The sequence below is a fragment of the Pseudomonas sp. MIL19 genome, assembly GCF_028680365.1.
GTDB lineage: Bacteria > Pseudomonadota > Gammaproteobacteria > Pseudomonadales > Pseudomonadaceae > Aquipseudomonas > Aquipseudomonas spirodelae.
In genome coordinates, this window is record NZ_JAPPVG010000029.1 from 13583 (window position 1) to 29496 (window position 15914).

Here is a 15914-nt window from a genome sequence, read left to right on the forward strand (position 1 = left end):
GATTCTAGCCCGGCCCGGGCAAGCTTGCCCACTGCACCAGCAAGGCTTCGAGAAGCAAGACACGGTTAAGGTTAGCCTTACCGATAACTTTTTGACGCTGCGCCAGCACCCAATCCTGCATATTCAGCACTTTCGGTTGCGGGGCTTTCTGCGCCAAGTATTGCACCACTTTGCGCATATCGGCCTGCCCCAGCCCGCCTTCATCGCGCGTCAACTGGTAACGCAACATCAACTGCGACCACTGACAGAACCAATCGAACAACAACTGCAGGGATACCGTATTCCAGCTTTCGGCCAGCTGGCTGGGTGAAATCTGCTGCTTGAGTAGTTTCTTTACGCCATCCACCACCTGAGCACGCTGAGCGATGACGCCCTGCTCATGCATCTTGGCCGCCACCAGAGGTGAACCCGCAGCAAGGAACAACAACTCGTGATGCTCTTCGGCACTGCAGTCCGGCAATGCCTGCTGCAACCATGCCAAACTCATCGCCTCACTCGGCAATGGGCATGCCTGCTGCACGCAGCGGCTTTTCACCGTAGGCAGAAGACGACTGGGCTGGTGACTGATCAGCAGCAGCACGGTGTTACCGGAGGGCTCTTCCAGACTTTTCAGCAATGCGTTGGCGGCATTAATGTTCATCGACTCGGCCGGCTCAACCAGCACCACCTTGCGCCCAGCCAACTGTGCGGTCTGCACCACAAAGCTGACCAGCTCACGCACCTGATCAACCTTGATCGCCTTGTCGGCTTCTTCCGGCTCGAGAATATAATTATCCGGGTGGGTACCGGCCGCTAACAGGTAACAGGACTTACACTGACCACAGGCATTCAGCCCGTTGGGTTGCTGGCACAGCAGGCTCGCCATCAAGCGCTCTGCCAGTGCGCGCTTACCAATACCGGCTGGCCCATGCAGCAAGTAAGCATGGGCATGCTGACTGCGCCCAGCTAACTGCTGCCAGAGCGAGTCTTGCCAAGGATAGGCATCAGCCACGCTGCAGCTCCAACAACTGCGGCACGAGCTTATCCAACACCCGCTGAACGTCACTCAAGGATTGCCCAGCATCGAGAACGCGATAACGCTGCGGTTGCTCGGCCGCACGCCTTAGGTAGGTATGGCGCACCGCATCAAAAAACTGCCGACCTTCCTGTTCAAAACGATCCAATCTGCCACGTGCTGCCGCGCGGGCCAGGCCCACCTCAATCGGCAAATCGAATATCAGGGTCAAATCCGGGCGTAACGAACCTTGCACAAACTCTTCCAGCAACGCGATGCGCGCTTCAGATAAGCCACGTCCACCGCCCTGGTAGGCATACGTCGCGTCGGTAAAGCGATCACACAGCACAACACAGCCACGCGCCAAGGCTGGACGAATGACCTGCGCCAGGTGCTGGGCACGCGCGGCAAACACCAATAGCAACTCGGTATCAGCGGCCATCGGCTCATCACTGGGCGCCAGCAACAACTCACGCACGCGCTCGGCCAAGGGCGTGCCACCCGGCTCACGGGTCAACAACACATCAACACTCTGCTCACGCAAGCGCTCGGCCAGGTAGTCACGATTGGTGCTTTTACCGGCACCCTCTGGGCCTTCCAAGGTGATAAACAAACCGCTCACAGGTTGTCCTTACTGATTATTGGGTGTGGCAGGCGCTGGGCTTGATCGGTAATCCGCACGGCGCTTGAGCTGATACTCGCGCACTGCGCGGTTGTGTTGCTCAAGGCTATTGGAGAACACGTGGCTGCCATCGCCTCGCGCAACAAAATACAGACTTTTGCCCGCCACCGGGTTCAACGCGGCATGAATCGCCTCACGCCCGACTAGTGCGATGGGCGTCGGCGGCATGCCGTCGATGGTGTAGGTGTTGTAGGGCGTGGGCTGACGCAGATCGTTACGGGTAATGCGGCCATTGTAACGCTCACCCATACCGTAGATGACGGTCGGGTCAGTCTGCAGGCGCATACCGATACGCAAACGCCGCACGAACACCCCGGCAATTTCGCCACGCTCTTGCGGCACGCCGGTTTCCTTCTCGATCATCGAAGCCATGATCAGCGCTTCGTAGGGCTCTTTGTAAGGCAAATCCTTGGCGCGCTGCGCCCACTCTTCGGCCAATACTTTTTCCAGCCGCGCATGCGCCTGCTTGAGCAACTCAAGGTCACTCATGCCGCGGACAAAACTGTAAGTATCCGGAAAGAAACGGCCTTCTGGATTCTGGCCTGGCAGACCAAGCTTGTTCATCAAGTCGGCATCACTGAGCCCACTCAGGGTCAGCTCAAGACGCTTCTCGCGCTCCAGCGCGGCACGCACCTGACGGAAATCCCAGCCTTCGACCAGCGTCAAGCTGTACTGCAACACCTCACCGCGACGCCAAAGGTCGAGCATATCGCTAGCAGTGCTACCCGGCACCAGGCGGTATTCACCACTGTGCAGCGGTTGATCGCGCAAGTTAAAGCGCCAGTACAGACGCAACCAAAAGGCCTGATCGAGGACGCCATCCGCCTCAAGACGATTAAGCACACCACCTGGCGTGGCGCCAACGGGCACATCAACCAGGTATTCATCAGTAAGATTCAGGGACTGGTGCAACGCTGCGTGTTGTTGCCAGGCAGCAAACGCAACCAGCAAGCCAACCAGCAGCACACCACCTTCCAGCAGCAGCAAAATTTTGCGTATCACAAATCAGCAGTCCAGTAGATCGCGGGCAATGGCCTGCAGTTTACGGGTGAGCGGCCCGACCGGCCAGTCGTGCGCAAGCAAAGCGCGCACGGGCCAGACGCCATAGACGCTGTTACACAGCATCACTTCGTCAGCAGCCAGCAACTCGGCGTAACTGATATCACGCACCTGGCACTCGATACCCTGCGCATCAGCTTGGGCCAGCAGCTCCGCGCGCATCACCCCGGCCACACCGCAGCGCGATAGATCGGCGGTCATCAGCACACCTGCACTGACAAGCAGAAGGTTGCTGTATACCCCCTCAATCACCCGACCGCTGGTATCCAGCATCAAGCCCTCAGCATGCTCGGCGTCGTGCCACTCACTGCGCGCCAGCACTTGCTCAAGCCGATTGAGATGCTTCAAGCCCGCCAACACAGGCTGCTCGGCTAGGCGCATAACGCAGGGAAAAAGACGCACGCCGTGCTCGGCATGAGTAGTCGGGTAAGCGGGCTTAGCGCTCGCCTGCAAAATCAACCGAGGCTTTGCAGGCTGCGGCACTGCATAGCCGCGCTGCCCGTCACCACGTGTGAGGATCAGCTTGACCACGCCCTCGCCCAGCTGCTGACTGAACGCCAGCACCTGGGCCCGCACAACAGGCAACTCGACAGGCATTCTCAGCCGCGCACAACCTTCGGCTAAACGTGCCAGATGACGCTCCAGCAAGGTCGGCTGCCCGGTATTTACCGCGATGGTCTCAAACAGCCCATCGCCGTAGGCCAAGCCGCGATCCTTGACGGACAGCAGCTCGGCCGGCTGGCCATCGACCCAGCTCAGCATCAACCGGCGAACCGGCGGAACACCAGCGAGCCGTTGGTACCACCAAAACCAAAGGAGTTGGACAGCACGACGTCTAGGGCCATGGCCTTGGCCTGGTGCGCGACGAAGTCCAGATCACACCCTTCGTCCGGGTTATCCAGGTTGATAGTCGGCGGCGCCACCTGATCACGCAGCGCGAGGATGCTGAAGATCGCCTCCACCGCACCGGCAGCACCCAGCAGGTGACCGGTCATGGACTTGGTCGAACTGACTGCCAGCTTGTAGGCGTGGTCGCCAAACACCGACTTCACCGCTGCAACTTCAGCCTTATCCCCCGCCGAAGTCGAGGTGCCATGGGCATTGATGTATTGCACCTGCTCAGGATTCACGCCCGCATCGCGTAGCGCATTGGCCATGCAACGCGCAGCGCCTGCACCGTCTTCCGGTGGCGAGGTCATATGGTAGGCATCGCCGCTCATACCAAAGCCGATTAGCTCGGCGTGAATGGTCGCCCCACGCGCCTTAGCGTGCTCCAGCTCTTCGAGCACCAACGCGCCGGCACCATCGGACAACACAAAGCCATCACGGTCTTTGTCCCACGGACGACTGGCCTTGGCAGGATCATCATTACGGGTAGACAACGCACGCGCAGCACCAAAGCCGCCCATGCCCAGGCCACAGGCAGCCATCTCGGCACCGCCGGCAACCATCACGTCGGCTTCGCCGTAGACAATATTGCGTGCAGCCATGCCGATGCAGTGAGTGCCCGTGGTACAGGCCGTGGCAATAGCGTAGTTAGGCCCCTGCAGCCCCCAATGGATCGACAGGAAGCCGGAAATCATATTGATAATCGAGCCGGGCACGAAGAACGGCGAGATGCGCCGCGGCCCTTGCTCATGCAACGATTTACAGTTGTTCTCGATATTGGTCAGGCCGCCGATACCGGAGCCCATGGCCACACCAATGCGCTCACGGTTGGCGTCGGTTACTTCCAAACCGGAGTTGCGCATCGCCTGAAAACTGGCACCGAGGCCATACTGGATAAACAAATCGAGTTTGCGCGCCTCTTTGGCGGACAAATACTCTTCAACATTAAAATTCTTAACCGCCCCACCAAAACGAGTGGAGTAAGCGGAAAGGTCCATATGCTCAAGCAGACCGATGCCACTGCGCCCGGCCAAAATGCCCTGCCAGCTACTCGGCACATCGTTACCCAATGGCGACAGCATGCCCATACCGGTAACCACGACGCGTCTACGCGACACAGCAATCTCCTTTTCTAGTTTTCAACGCTTGGAATGCGCTTAAAGAAAAGCCGCACGCCTGATCAAGGGCGTGCGGCTTTTCCGAGTCGGGAACCGACGATTACGTTTTACGCGTGAGCGGTAACGTAGTCGATCGCTTCCTGAACGGTGGTGATCTTCTCGGCTTGCTCGTCCGGGATCTCGGTCTCGAATTCTTCCTCGAGAGCCATCACCAACTCAACGGTGTCAAGAGAGTCGGCACCCAGGTCTTCGACGAAGGAAGCGCTATTGGTTACTTCCTCTTCTTTAACGCCCAGTTGCTCAGCAACGATTTTCTTGACGCGCTCTTCGATGGTGCTCATACGTTGTTCTCACTCCTAATGGGACAATCCAGGCCACTGTTCAGCAGCCAAGTGTATAGAAAGGGTTTTTAGCATTTCAAGCTGAATGCCGGGGAGCCCCACGAACACTTCAACGATCTGCCTATAAATCTATTACAGCTTTATAACGGATTTTAGACAGCATCTATGACAGTTTTCTGAAGCCATCCGTCACATTCAGCTCATGTACATTCCACCGTTCACAGGGATAGTAGCGCCTGTGACGTAAGCTGCGCCATCAGAAGCGAGGAAAGCGACCACTTTTGCGATCTCTTCAGCCTGCCCCAAACGGCCCAGCGGAATCTGAGTAAGCAGCGCATCACGCTGCGCTTCAGGCAATTCACGGGTCATATCGGTGTCGATAAAACCAGGCGCCACCGCATTCACGGTAATCGCCCGCGAGCCCACTTCACGTGCCAGCGCACGGCCAAAACCTTCAAGGCCGGCCTTGGAAGCCGCGTAGTTAACCTGACCACCATTACCCATGGCACCCACCACCGAACCGATGTTGATGATGCGCCCGTAACGTGCCTTGGTCATACCGCGCAGCACGGCCTTGGTCAGCCGATACAGGCTGCTCAAGTTCGTGTTGATGACATCAAACCATTCGTCGTCTTTCATCCGCAGCATCAGGTTATCGCGGGTGATGCCGGCGTTATTGACCAAGATCAACGGCTGACCAAGGTGTTGCTGAATATGTTCGAGGGTACTGGCAACCGACTCACTGTCACTGACATCCAGTACCAAACCGGCACCTTCAATGCCATTAGCTTTCAGGGTTTCCGCGATACGCTCAGCACCCGAGGCCGACGTAGCAGTGCCAATCACCACAGCGCCTTGACGACCCAACTCCAGGGCAATCGCCTGACCAATGCCACGGCTCGCGCCGGTGACTAATGCAACCTTACCTTGCAGGCTCATAACGTTTCTCCTTAATCAGACCAGAGCCGCAAGCGCCGCAGCGAAGGCGTCTGGGGTGTCTAGGTTGTGGGTATTGATGCCTTTAACGCAGCGCTTGTTCAAACCAGACAACACTTTGCCCGGCCCACACTCAACCAAATCAGTCACGCCCTGCGCAGACAGGCAAACAATTGACTCAACCCAGCGCACTGGGCTGTAGAGCTGAGCCAGCAAATCACGCTTGAGCCCGTCCAGATCAGTCACCGCTGCCGCGCTGACGTTCTGCACCAAAGCAATTTGCGGCGCCTGCCAGTCAATCGCCGCCACCGCCTCAGCAAAGCGCTCAGCCGCTGGACGCATAAGCGCGCAGTGCGATGGCACGCTGACCGGCAATGGCATGGCGCGCTTTGCACCACGGGCCTTACAGGCCTCAATGGCCCGCTCAACAGCAGCCTTACCACCCGCAATCACCACCTGACCCGGCGCATTGAAATTTACCGCACTGACCACCTCACCCTGCGCCGCTTCGGCGCAAGCAGCCAGCACGTCAGCATCTTCCAAACCAAGAATCGCCGCCATCCCGCCCTGCCCGGCCGGAACAGCCTGCTGCATCAGCTGCCCACGATGCTCGACCAACTTGACCGCAGCGCCCAACGACAGGCTACCGGCGGCAACCAGAGCTGAATACTCACCCAGGCTATGGCCGGCGACGAACGCCGGACGCGCTGCGCTCTCAGCCAGCCACGCACGCCATAACGCCACAGAGGCGGTCAGAATTGCCGGCTGGGTTTTATCGGTTTGATTGAGCTGCTCTTCAGGGCCCTGCTGAGTAAGCGCCCAGAGGTCATAGCCAAGGGCTTCGGAAGCCTCGGCGAACGTATCAAGAATCAGCGGCCGCTGTGTACCATGCTCGGCGAGCATGGACAAAGACTGGGAACCCTGACCTGGAAAAACGAATGCGAGAGATGCAGACATGGAAACCTGTTCCTAATGTTCATGATCGTCGGTAATGCACGCTCAGCTTAGCCAAGCGCAGGAAACTGAAAGTTGGATGACAGGCTGCCCGTTGCGGTCACATTCTAAAGCAGGTGCTTGTCCAGTCGCCCCTGCAAACGTCGCGGTAAATCTTCCTCAATCTCCCGCAAGGCTCGGCGAATGGCGCTTTTAAAGCCCTCTGGACCGGCAGCGCCATGGCTTTTCAGCACAATACCCTGCAGCCCAACCAAGCTCGCACCATTGTGTTTAGCGGGGGTCAACTCACCCCGCAAACGCCGCAACAGCGGTAACGCCAACAGCCCAACCATTCGCGCGGCCAGGCTGGAGTTGAACAACACCTCAATCCGCCCAGCGATCATCACAGCCAGGCCTTCACTCGACTTGAGCAGGACGTTACCGACAAAGCCATCACACACCACCACATCAGCCTCGCCCCGGTAAAGCCCGTCCCCCTCCACAAAGCCGATGTAATTCAGACCCTCGGCCTGCTGCAGCAAGCTGGCCGCCAACTTAACCTGCTGGTTGCCTTTGATGTCCTCGGTACCCACATTCAGCAACGCCACACGCGGGCGCGCCGCACCTAACACCTCAGCCGCGACCGAACCCATCACCGCAAATTGATAGAGGTGCTCGGCACTGCAATCGACATTGGCGCCTAGATCGAGCAAATGACAGATACCCGCCTGCGTCGGAACAGCCGCGATCATGGCCGGACGATCAATGCCGGGCAGAGTTTTCAGCACATGGCGCGACAAAGCCATCAGCGCCCCTGTATTACCGGCACTGACACAGGCTTGCGCCACACCATCGCGAACCAACTCCAGACCGACACGCATCGACGAACCGGGCTTACTGCGCAAGGCCTGAGCAGGCTGGTCACTCATGCCAATGACCTCATCGGCATGCTCAACACGCAGGCGCGCGCGATCGACACCAGAATGGCGTGCAATCAACGATTCAATAAGTTCAGATTGGCCGACAAGGACCAGGTGCAACGAAGGGTATTCAGCCAAGCAGGAGATGCAGGCTGGAACAATGCAGTGGGGACCGAAGTCCCCACCCATTGCATCAATCGCGATGATTTGAACGGACAAGATTTACTCGTCAGCGCCCTTATCAATCACTTTACGGCCACGGTAAACGCCTTCTGGCGATACGTGGTGACGCAGATGCATTTCACCGGTGGTTTTCTCAACCGACAAGGTGCTTGCAGTGAGAGCATCGTGCGAACGACGCATGTCACGGGCGGAACGGGATTTTTTGTTCTGCTGAACAGCCATAACTAATTAACTCCTAAACGTTTGGGTCACGCTTTAACTGCGCCAATACACTGAACGGGTTGGACCGCGTTACCTCGTCCTCGCTCGACTCGGGCTCTTCGAGGCCGGCCGGCTGCTGGCAATCTTTAGGGTCATGAGCCGGGACAATGGGCAAAGCGAGCAAGAGCTCCTCTTCAACCAGCGCCAGCAGATCCAATGGGTCTTCATCCAACTCAATAACGTCATAGCCTTGCGGCACTGACTGGGTATTCCCACCTACTTTCACCACAGCGTAATCACACTCGCTATGGATCGGCAAAGTGACTAGTTCCAGACAACGCTGGCAAACCATCTTGACCTCAACCTCGAGCTCGCTGTGAAAAACCACAGCATTGCGCTCGTCGCGCTCGAAAGAGAACTTCGTACGCACCATGCCTTGGTTATCGGCAAGCGGGCCGCAGAGGCGCTGTAAATCTGCAAGCTGCAGCTTACCTTCAAGGGTAGCGCTGCGGTCGGCTAATTTACGCGGATCAACGTGAGGTGGAATCGGGTCATTTGACATAGGCGGCGCATTCTAGGGATGCAACCCACCCCTGTCAAAGGAAATTCGGCCTGTCCAGCATTTGAGGTGATGGATAGAATCCACCACTCACCAGACAACCCAATACAGGAAATCGCCGTGCTGCCCTTGGTGCTCGCCTCAAGCTCACCCTACCGCCGTGAACTCCTCGCCCGCCTGCGCCTGCCATTCACCTGGAGCGCACCGGATATCGACGAATCAAGGCGCGCCAATGAAGACGCAGAAGCCCTCGTACGCCGACTATCACAGGAAAAAGCTCAAGCGCTGAGCGCAGCCCACCCGCAACACCTGATTATCGGATCGGACCAGGTCGCAGTACTGGGCGCACAAATCCTCGGCAAGCCTCACACCCTTGAACGCGCCTCCGAGCAATTAATGGCCGCCAGCGGCAACAGCGTGATCTTTCTGACCGGACTTACCCTGCTTAATAGCGCAACCGGCCAGCAGCAAACCGACTGCGTACCGTTCACCGTGCACTTCCGCCCTCTCAGCGAGGCACAAATCATGCGTTACCTGACTACCGAGCAGCCCTTCGATTGCGCCGGCAGCTTCAAAGCCGAAGGCCTGGGCATCAGCCTATTTCGCAGCACAGAAGGCAGCGACAGCAACAGCCTGATCGGCCTACCACTGATCCGCCTCGTGGATATGCTGCACGCCAACGGCATAGAACTCCCCTAAAGCAAAAAGCCCGATCAATGACCGGGCTCGCTTTCATCTGACTCACGCGCTAACGCAGCACAGCACCCTGAAAGCCCATCCACAGCGCAATGCGCTCAGCCATGCTGGCACCTATGGTTTTGGCGAAACGATCAAACGGCGACTCCTGCACAGTGAAGTCGACCAGCTCTTTCTCACCAATCACTTCGCGCGCGACATAGCTGGTATTACCCAGCGCATCAATTAAGCCCAATGGCAAAGCCTGCTCACCCGACCAAACCAGACCGGAGAACAACTCAGGGTGCTCGGCATCCTTCAAACGCTCACCACGCCCCTGCTTAACACTGGCAATAAACTGCTGATGGGTCGTTTTCAACACACCTTGCCAAAACTCGGTTTCTTCAGCTTTTTGCGGCTGGAACGGATCCAGAAAAGCCTTGTGCTCGCCTGAGGTATAAACCCGACGATCAACCCCCAACTTCTCCATCACCCCAACAAAACCAAAGGTTGCCGCCGTTACACCAATAGACCCCACCAGACTGGCCTTATCGGCATAAATCTGATCGGCAGCACTGGCTATGTAATAGGCACCCGACGCCCCTAGATCAGTAATCACGGCATACAGTTTAATTGCCGGGTATTCGGCACGCAGGCGACGTATCTCGTCATAGATGTAACCCGACTGCACAGGACTGCCGCCCGGGCTATTGATACGCAGAATCACGCCCTTGGTATTAGCATCCTCAAACGCTGCACGCAGACTACTGACGATATTGTCAGCGCTAGCCGCCTCTTGGTCGGCAATCATCCCGCGCACTTCAATCAGAGCAGTGTGGCTACCTGTAGTCGCACCCTTTTTCATCGCCAACATCGGCGAGAAGAGCGCCAGCGCGGCAAAGATATAAATAAAGGTCAGCAGCTTGAAGAAAATCCCCCAGCGCCGCGACCGGCGCTGCTCCTGCACACCGGCCAGTAGGGTTTTCTCTAACAACTTCCAGCTCTTCTCATCACCATCAGCTGCTGCCGATGCCTTCCATTCATCCGCCATGTACCACCACCTCAACTGACTGATTAGGCGCACGCTGACCCAGCCAGGCACGCAACTCGGTAAAACACTCTATAGCCAACGTCGGCTGGCACTTACGCAACGCCTGCAGCGACTGCGCACCATAACCGACCGCCACACAATCCATACCCGCGCGCTGCGCCATCAACAAATCGAAAGACGAATCACCCACCATCAACGCTTGATCGGCCGCAACGCCACTTTGCGCAAGAATTTCGTGCAGCATAAGCGGGTCAGGCTTGCTCGCCGTTTCATCGGCGCAACGACTGCAGTCGAAATAATCCAGCCAACCTCGATCCGCCAACACACGCTGCAAACCATGCCGACCTTTACCAGTCGCCACAGCCAGACGATAGCCCTCCGCACGAAACGCCTCCAACCCCTCCGCCACGCCGTGAAACAACGGTGAAGGCTCAGACTCTAAGGCCAGATAATTTTCGCTGTAGCTCTTACGCACGTGTTGCGCCAAGACCGCACTCTGCATATCGGGGTAAAGGCAACGAATTGCCTCAGGCAGACCCAGACCAATAATGCCGCGCACTTGCTCATCCGTGCAGCGCGGCAACTCACAGGCATCCGCCGCCATGTGCATGGCGGCAACAATGCGCCCAATGGAATCGACCAAGGTGCCGTCCCAATCGAAAATCAGCAGCTGATAATCACGCACTGAGCCGCTCCAGGGTTCGCGCCCACATCTCATCAACCGGCGCCTCTAACTTGAGCTTGCCCCCTTCAGGCAACGGCACGGTTAACTCGTACGCATGCAAAAACAAGCGCTTACCGCCTAGGCCACGTATTTCCTTGGTGAAGTCGTCATCACCGTACTTGCTGTCACCGGCAATGCAATGCCCGGCATGCTGCGTATGTACACGGATCTGATGGGTACGCCCGGTAACAGGCTTAGCCTCGATCAACGTGGCAAACTCACCAAAGCGGCGCAGCACACGGAACACCGTCAAAGCCTCCTTACCCTCAGGATTAACCTCGACCATACGCTCACCGGAGCGCAAATTACTTTTTAGCAGCGGCGCATTGACCTGCTTCTTGGCTGTAGCCCAATTACCGCGCACCAACGCCATGTAGCGCTTATCCACGCCATCACCACGCAATGCCTCGTGCAAGTGACGCAGCATGCTGCGCTTCTTGGCGATCATCAGCAGGCCCGACGTGTCGCGATCCAGGCGATGAACCAACTCAATATCGTTGGCATGCGGACGCAACTGCCGGAACGCCTCGATAACCCCGTAGTTCAATCCGCTGCCGCCATGCACAGCAATGCCCGCCGGCTTATTCAGCACGATTAGCGCTTTATCTTCATAGACAATCGCCGCCTCAAGACGCTGAAGAAGCCCCTGCGCAAGCGGCTCAGGCTCATCACGCTCAGCCAAACGCAGTGGCGGCACACGAATGATATCGCCGGATTGCAGCTTGTACTCAGGCTTGATGCGACCTTTATTTACACGCACTTCGCCTTTACGCAAAATCCGGTAAATCAATGTCTTAGGGACACCCTTCAGCTGGGTGCGGAGAAAGTTATCGATACGCTGGCCGGCAAGTTCCGGCGCAACCTCGAGCAGCTGAACGCCAGAGGTTGGAGGGGAAGGATTTGTCATCGCGCAATCATAACAATTTTTATGGAATTGAAGCACTTAATCATTGCTGCTATAGTCGGGAACGCCGCCAAAAGCGGCCTAGTTTGCGGGTGCTCTTCAAAACTGCCACCTCCAACTAACGCAATTCATTTGGGACGCAAGGCCGTCCAACGGATTATTAGATTGAAAGAAAGCCACTTAGGCTTTGAATAATCCGGAAACCAAGCCTTTAAGCCATGATGCGCAACCTGCCCCTTTGGACAGTTGCGATAATAGTAAACCCGCAGCGGATTTTCGCGAGCGGCACCCGAGTTTCAGCGATACGTGTAGGGTGGAGACGTACAACTGTTGGTCCGCGTAGCAGCTCGCTTTACCAAGACGCTTTATCTCGTCCGCTACCAACAGCTGATTCCTCCTCCTGACTTAGTGCTTTCTGTTAGTTACAGCGAGCAGGAGACGTCCGTCGCGGCCCAGCACAACAGGCTGATCGCCGCTAGACACTGGAACGCTTTACGACCGTTCCTGACGCACCTAACACTGCCCCCTGAAGTCGTGTGTGCCGAACGCCGCTTCCGCCAGCACCGGAAACCGACGGTATTACATGAAAAGAATGCTGATTAACGCAACTCAACCCGAAGAGCTGCGTGTCGCCCTGGTAGATGGGCAAAAACTCTACGACCTGGACATCGAGTCCGGCGCTCGTGAGCAGAAAAAATCTAACATCTACAAAGGTAAAATCACCCGCGTAGAACCTAGCCTTGAAGCCGCTTTCGTCGATTTCGGTTCCGAGCGCCACGGTTTTCTCCCGCTCAAAGAAATCTCCCGCGAATACTTCAGCAAGGCCCCAGAAGGCCGCGTCAACATTAAAGACGTGCTTAAGGAAGGCCAGGAAGTCATCGTTCAAGTCGAGAAAGAAGAGCGTGGCAATAAGGGCGCAGCCCTGACCACCTTTATCAGCCTTGCTGGCCGCTACTTGGTATTGATGCCGAACAATCCGCGCGCCGGCGGCATCTCGCGCCGCATTGAAGGCGAAGAGCGTAACGAGCTGCGTGAAGCACTGAACGGCCTGGTCGCACCAAGCGACATGGGCCTGATCGTGCGCACCGCAGGCCTGGGTCGCTCCAGTGAAGAAATGCAGTGGGACCTCGACTACCTGCTGCAACTCTGGACCGCCATCAAGGAAGCCTCGCTCGACCGCGCCGCACCTTTCCTGATCTACCAAGAAAGCAACGTGATCATTCGCGCCATCCGCGACTACCTGCGCCAGGACATCGGCGAAGTACTGATCGACAGCATCGAAGCGCAGCAGGAAGCCCTGAGCTTTATCAATCAGGTGATGCCGCAGTACGCCAGTAAGATCAAGCTGTATGAAGACAGCGTGCCGCTGTTCAACCGCTTTCAGATCGAAAGTCAGATCGAAACCGCCTTCCAGCGCGAAGTGAAACTGCCATCCGGCGGCTCATTGGTCATCGACCCGACTGAGGCCTTGGTGTCCATCGACATCAACTCGGCGCGCGCGACCAAAGGCAGCGACATCGAAGAAACCGCCCTGCAGACCAACCTGGAAGCGGCCGAAGAAATCGCCCGCCAGCTGCGCCTGCGTGATATCGGTGGCCTGATTGTTATCGACTTTATCGACATGACCCCGGCGAAGAACCAGCGCGCCGTGGAAGAAAAAGTCCGCGAAAGCCTCGAAGCTGACCGCGCCCGCGTACAAGTGGGCCGCATCTCACGCTTCGGCCTGCTGGAAATGTCGCGTCAGCGCCTGCGTCCATCACTCGGTGAAAGCAGCGGTATCGTCTGCCCACGCTGCAACGGCCAAGGCATCATCCGTGACGTCGAATCGTTGTCGCTGGCCATTTTGCGCTTGATCGAAGAAGAAGCCCTGAAAGACCGCACCGCTGAAGTGCGTGCACAGGTGCCGATTACCGTTGCGGCCTTCCTGCTCAACGAGAAACGCAATTCGATCACCAAGACCGAACTGCGCACCCGTGCGCGCATCGTGATCGTGCCAAACGACCACCTGGAAACGCCGCACTTCGAAGTTACCCGCATCCGCGACGACAGCCCGGAAGCGCAATCCACTCAATCCAGCTATGAAATGGCGACCATTGAAGTGGAAGAAGAGAAGCAGGCTGCAGCAACTCGCACCCTGGTTCGTCAAGAAGCCGCAATCAAAGCAGCCCCGCAGCGCACCGCACCAACCCCGATTGAAGCCGTTGCCGCTCAGCCTGTTGCTGCCGCTGAACCTAGCCTATTCAAGGGTCTGGTGAAGTCGCTGGTCAGCCTGTTCGCCAGCAAGGAAGAAGAAAAGCCTGCTGTCGTCGAGAAGAAAACCAGCGAACGCCCACAGCGCGGCGATGAGCGCCGTAACGGTCGCCAGCAAAACCGCAACCGCGGTGGTCGTAACAACGAAGATCGCAAGCCGCGTGAAGAACGCGCACCACGCGAGGAGCGCGCACCACGCGAAGAACGCCAGCCCCGCGCCGCCCGTGAAGAGCGCGCGCCACGCGAAGAGCGTGCACCTCGCGAGGAACGTAGCCCACGTGATGCCGTAGAGGTTCGTGAGCCGCAGGAAGTCCGCCAATCGCGCCCGCCACGCGAAGAGCGCCAGCAGCGTGACCGCAAGCCACGTGAAGAGCGCCAGACCCGCGAACTGCGTGAACCACTAGATGCCGCAGAAAACAACAGCACTGCCACAAGCGATGAAGCCCAGGCCGAGCGCCCACAACGTGAACCGCGCCAGCCGCGACCACCACGTGAAGAACGCAAGCCGCGTGCCGAGCAAGCGACCGCCGCAGCTGATGAAGAAGCGCTGAATACCGAAGAAGCTCTGCAAGATGACGAGCAGGACGGTAGCGAAGGTGGTGATCGTCCACGCCGCCGCTCCCGCGGCCAGCGTCGTCGCAGCAATCGTCGTGAGCGCCAGAGCGATGCCAACGGCAACCCGATTGAGGGCAGCGAAGAGGCAAGAGAAACAACCAGCGATGTAGACACTGCATTAGTTGCAACAGCGGCAGCCACTAGCGCTGTTACTGCAAGTGCAACTGCAGATGAAGCAACACCAGCGGCAGTGGAACCTGCACCGGTTGTTGTTGCCAAGCAGGAGCACGCACCTGAAGCGGCTCCAGCTGAAGCGCCAACCGCGCCAGTTGAAGCAACTGTTGAAGTAACGGCTGATGCAGTTGTTGAAGCAGCTGTTGAACAGGTCGCTGAAACTGCTGTTATTGAAGCGGTAAGCAGCCCTGTTGCAGAGACCAACGAAGCGCCAGTTGAAGCGGCTCAAACCGTTGAAGCCAGCGAAGCTGCACCAACGCCGGCTGTTGTTGAGGCACCGGCACAGGTTGTAGAAGAACCCGCCGCAGTGGTTGCTCCTGAGACAGTTGCCGAAGTGGCAGTCGCCGAGGCCGCACCTGCAGTAGTCGCCAGCAACAGCGGTCGCGCACCTAACGATCCGCGCGAAGTGCGCCGTCGTAAGCGCGAGGCTGAGCGCCTGGCCCGTGCAGCCGCAGAAGCCCCAGCTACTGCCTCGGCAGCACCTGCCGCCGAGCCGATCGCTGATGCTGCAGCTGAAGCAGAAACACCCTCCGCAGCGCCAGCAGAAGCTGAAGTAAAGCAAGAGCCGCAAAGCTCGCTATTTACTGAGGCAGATACTGAAGCACAGGATAAAGAAGCGGCCAAACCGCAAATCTAATCCGCTTCAGGCAATAAAAAAGGGGATGCTTCGGCATCCCCTTTTGCGTTGTTAGCCGCGCACATCTTCG

General features: G+C 57.7%; 16 protein-coding genes. 2 read left to right on the forward strand and 14 right to left on the reverse strand.

Annotated features, from left to right (window positions below):
• Nucleotides 1-4: 4 nt before the first annotated feature.
• The 11 genes from N1078_RS15750 to N1078_RS15800 all read right to left on the reverse strand — a co-directional run bounded on the left by N1078_RS15750 (nucleotide 5) and on the right by N1078_RS15800 (nucleotide 8817).
• Nucleotides 5-991, reverse strand: a complete 987-nt coding sequence (locus tag N1078_RS15750) for a DNA polymerase III subunit delta' (RefSeq protein ID WP_274089105.1) — start codon at nucleotides 989-991, stop codon at nucleotides 5-7.
• Nucleotides 984-1616 (reverse strand): dTMP kinase, encoded by a 633-nt coding sequence (gene tmk / locus N1078_RS15755; RefSeq protein WP_274089106.1) that lies wholly within the window; start codon nucleotides 1614-1616, stop codon nucleotides 984-986. The genes N1078_RS15750 and tmk overlap by 8 nt, the downstream gene beginning before the upstream one ends.
• A 9-nt stretch (nucleotides 1617-1625) precedes the next feature.
• Nucleotides 1626-2678 carry an endolytic transglycosylase MltG gene (gene mltG / locus N1078_RS15760; RefSeq protein ID WP_274089107.1) on the reverse strand — a complete coding sequence of 351 codons (1053 nt, stop codon included), beginning with the start codon at nucleotides 2676-2678 and terminating at the stop codon, nucleotides 1626-1628.
• A gap of 3 nt (nucleotides 2679-2681) precedes the next feature.
• Nucleotides 2682-3497: an aminodeoxychorismate lyase gene (gene pabC, locus N1078_RS15765; protein ID WP_274089108.1), complete on the reverse strand. Its 816-nt coding sequence runs from the start codon at nucleotides 3495-3497 to the stop codon at nucleotides 2682-2684.
• Nucleotides 3497-4741, reverse strand: a complete 1245-nt coding sequence (fabF, locus tag N1078_RS15770) for a beta-ketoacyl-ACP synthase II (protein WP_274089109.1) — start codon at nucleotides 4739-4741, stop codon at nucleotides 3497-3499. The genes pabC and fabF overlap by 1 nt, the downstream gene beginning before the upstream one ends.
• A gap of 107 nt (nucleotides 4742-4848) precedes the next feature.
• Complete coding sequence (gene acpP, locus N1078_RS15775) at nucleotides 4849-5082, reverse strand: acyl carrier protein (protein ID WP_058066290.1); 234 nt, start codon at nucleotides 5080-5082, stop codon at nucleotides 4849-4851.
• Nucleotides 5083-5277: 195 nt separating this feature from the next.
• Entirely contained in the window at nucleotides 5278-6021 is a 744-nt protein-coding gene (fabG, locus tag N1078_RS15780; RefSeq protein ID WP_274089110.1) for a 3-oxoacyl-ACP reductase FabG, read from the reverse strand.
• A 15-nt stretch (nucleotides 6022-6036) separates the two neighbouring features.
• The gene (gene fabD, locus N1078_RS15785) at nucleotides 6037-6975 is read right to left on the reverse strand and encodes an ACP S-malonyltransferase (RefSeq protein ID WP_274089111.1); all 939 of its coding nucleotides are present in this window, start codon (nucleotides 6973-6975) and stop codon (nucleotides 6037-6039) included.
• Between the two features lie 104 nt (nucleotides 6976-7079).
• A complete protein-coding gene (gene plsX, locus N1078_RS15790) occupies nucleotides 7080-8090 on the reverse strand; it encodes a phosphate acyltransferase PlsX (protein WP_274089112.1) in 1011 nt (336 codons plus the stop codon).
• A 3-nt stretch (nucleotides 8091-8093) separates the two neighbouring features.
• Nucleotides 8094-8276: a 50S ribosomal protein L32 gene (gene rpmF, locus N1078_RS15795; protein ID WP_090238127.1), complete on the reverse strand. Its 183-nt coding sequence runs from the start codon at nucleotides 8274-8276 to the stop codon at nucleotides 8094-8096.
• 13 nt (nucleotides 8277-8289) lie between these two features.
• Nucleotides 8290-8817: a YceD family protein gene (locus N1078_RS15800; protein WP_274089113.1), complete on the reverse strand. Its 528-nt coding sequence runs from the start codon at nucleotides 8815-8817 to the stop codon at nucleotides 8290-8292.
• A 69-nt stretch (nucleotides 8818-8886) separates the two neighbouring features.
• On the opposite strand from N1078_RS15800, the gene N1078_RS15805 reads away from it, so the two are divergent.
• A complete protein-coding gene (locus N1078_RS15805) occupies nucleotides 8887-9513 on the forward strand; it encodes a Maf family protein (RefSeq protein WP_443218118.1) in 627 nt (208 codons plus the stop codon).
• A 49-nt stretch (nucleotides 9514-9562) separates the two neighbouring features.
• On the opposite strand, the gene N1078_RS15810 is transcribed toward N1078_RS15805, so the two are convergent.
• Genes N1078_RS15810 through rluC form a run of 3 tightly spaced genes read right to left on the reverse strand, consistent with a single transcriptional unit; the run spans nucleotide 9563 to nucleotide 12171 of the window.
• Entirely contained in the window at nucleotides 9563-10540 is a 978-nt protein-coding gene (locus tag N1078_RS15810) for a S49 family peptidase (protein WP_274089114.1), read from the reverse strand.
• Nucleotides 10530-11225, reverse strand: coding sequence for an HAD-IA family hydrolase (locus tag N1078_RS15815; RefSeq protein ID WP_274089115.1), 696 nt, complete (start codon nucleotides 11223-11225; stop codon nucleotides 10530-10532). The genes N1078_RS15810 and N1078_RS15815 overlap by 11 nt, the downstream gene beginning before the upstream one ends.
• Nucleotides 11218-12171, reverse strand: a complete 954-nt coding sequence (gene rluC / locus N1078_RS15820) for a 23S rRNA pseudouridine(955/2504/2580) synthase RluC (RefSeq protein WP_274089116.1) — start codon at nucleotides 12169-12171, stop codon at nucleotides 11218-11220. Before rluC ends, N1078_RS15815 begins: the two co-directional genes overlap by 8 nt.
• A 580-nt stretch (nucleotides 12172-12751) precedes the next feature.
• Between rluC and rne the strand changes: the two genes are divergently transcribed.
• Nucleotides 12752-15844 carry a ribonuclease E gene (rne, locus tag N1078_RS15825; RefSeq protein WP_274089117.1) on the forward strand — a complete coding sequence of 1031 codons (3093 nt, stop codon included), beginning with the start codon at nucleotides 12752-12754 and terminating at the stop codon, nucleotides 15842-15844.
• The last annotated feature ends 70 nt before the right edge of the window (nucleotides 15845-15914 follow it).

Bases quoted from the DNA above. Each gene is read 5' to 3' on its own strand.
- pabC (WP_274089108.1), bottom strand. From the start codon at position 3,497: ATGCTGAGCTGGGTCGATGGCCAGCCGGCCGAGCTGCTGTCCGTCAAG.
- acpP (WP_058066290.1), bottom strand. From the start codon at position 5,082: ATGAGCACCATCGAAGAGCGCGTCAAGAAAATCGTTGCTGAGCAACTG.
- rluC (WP_274089116.1), bottom strand. From the start codon at position 12,171: ATGACAAATCCTTCCCCTCCAACCTCTGGCGTTCAGCTGCTCGAGGTT.
- N1078_RS15800 (WP_274089113.1), bottom strand. From the start codon at position 8,817: ATGTCAAATGACCCGATTCCACCTCACGTTGATCCGCGTAAATTAGCC.
- rne (WP_274089117.1), top strand. From the start codon at position 12,752: ATGAAAAGAATGCTGATTAACGCAACTCAACCCGAAGAGCTGCGTGTC.
- N1078_RS15810 (WP_274089114.1), bottom strand. From the start codon at position 10,540: ATGGCGGATGAATGGAAGGCATCGGCAGCAGCTGATGGTGATGAGAAG.
- fabG (WP_274089110.1), bottom strand. From the start codon at position 6,021: ATGAGCCTGCAAGGTAAGGTTGCATTAGTCACCGGCGCGAGCCGTGGC.
- N1078_RS15805 (WP_443218118.1), top strand. From the start codon at position 8,887: ATGGATAGAATCCACCACTCACCAGACAACCCAATACAGGAAATCGCC.
- fabD (WP_274089111.1), bottom strand. From the start codon at position 6,975: ATGTCTGCATCTCTCGCATTCGTTTTTCCAGGTCAGGGTTCCCAGTCT.
- rpmF (WP_090238127.1), bottom strand. From the start codon at position 8,276: ATGGCTGTTCAGCAGAACAAAAAATCCCGTTCCGCCCGTGACATGCGT.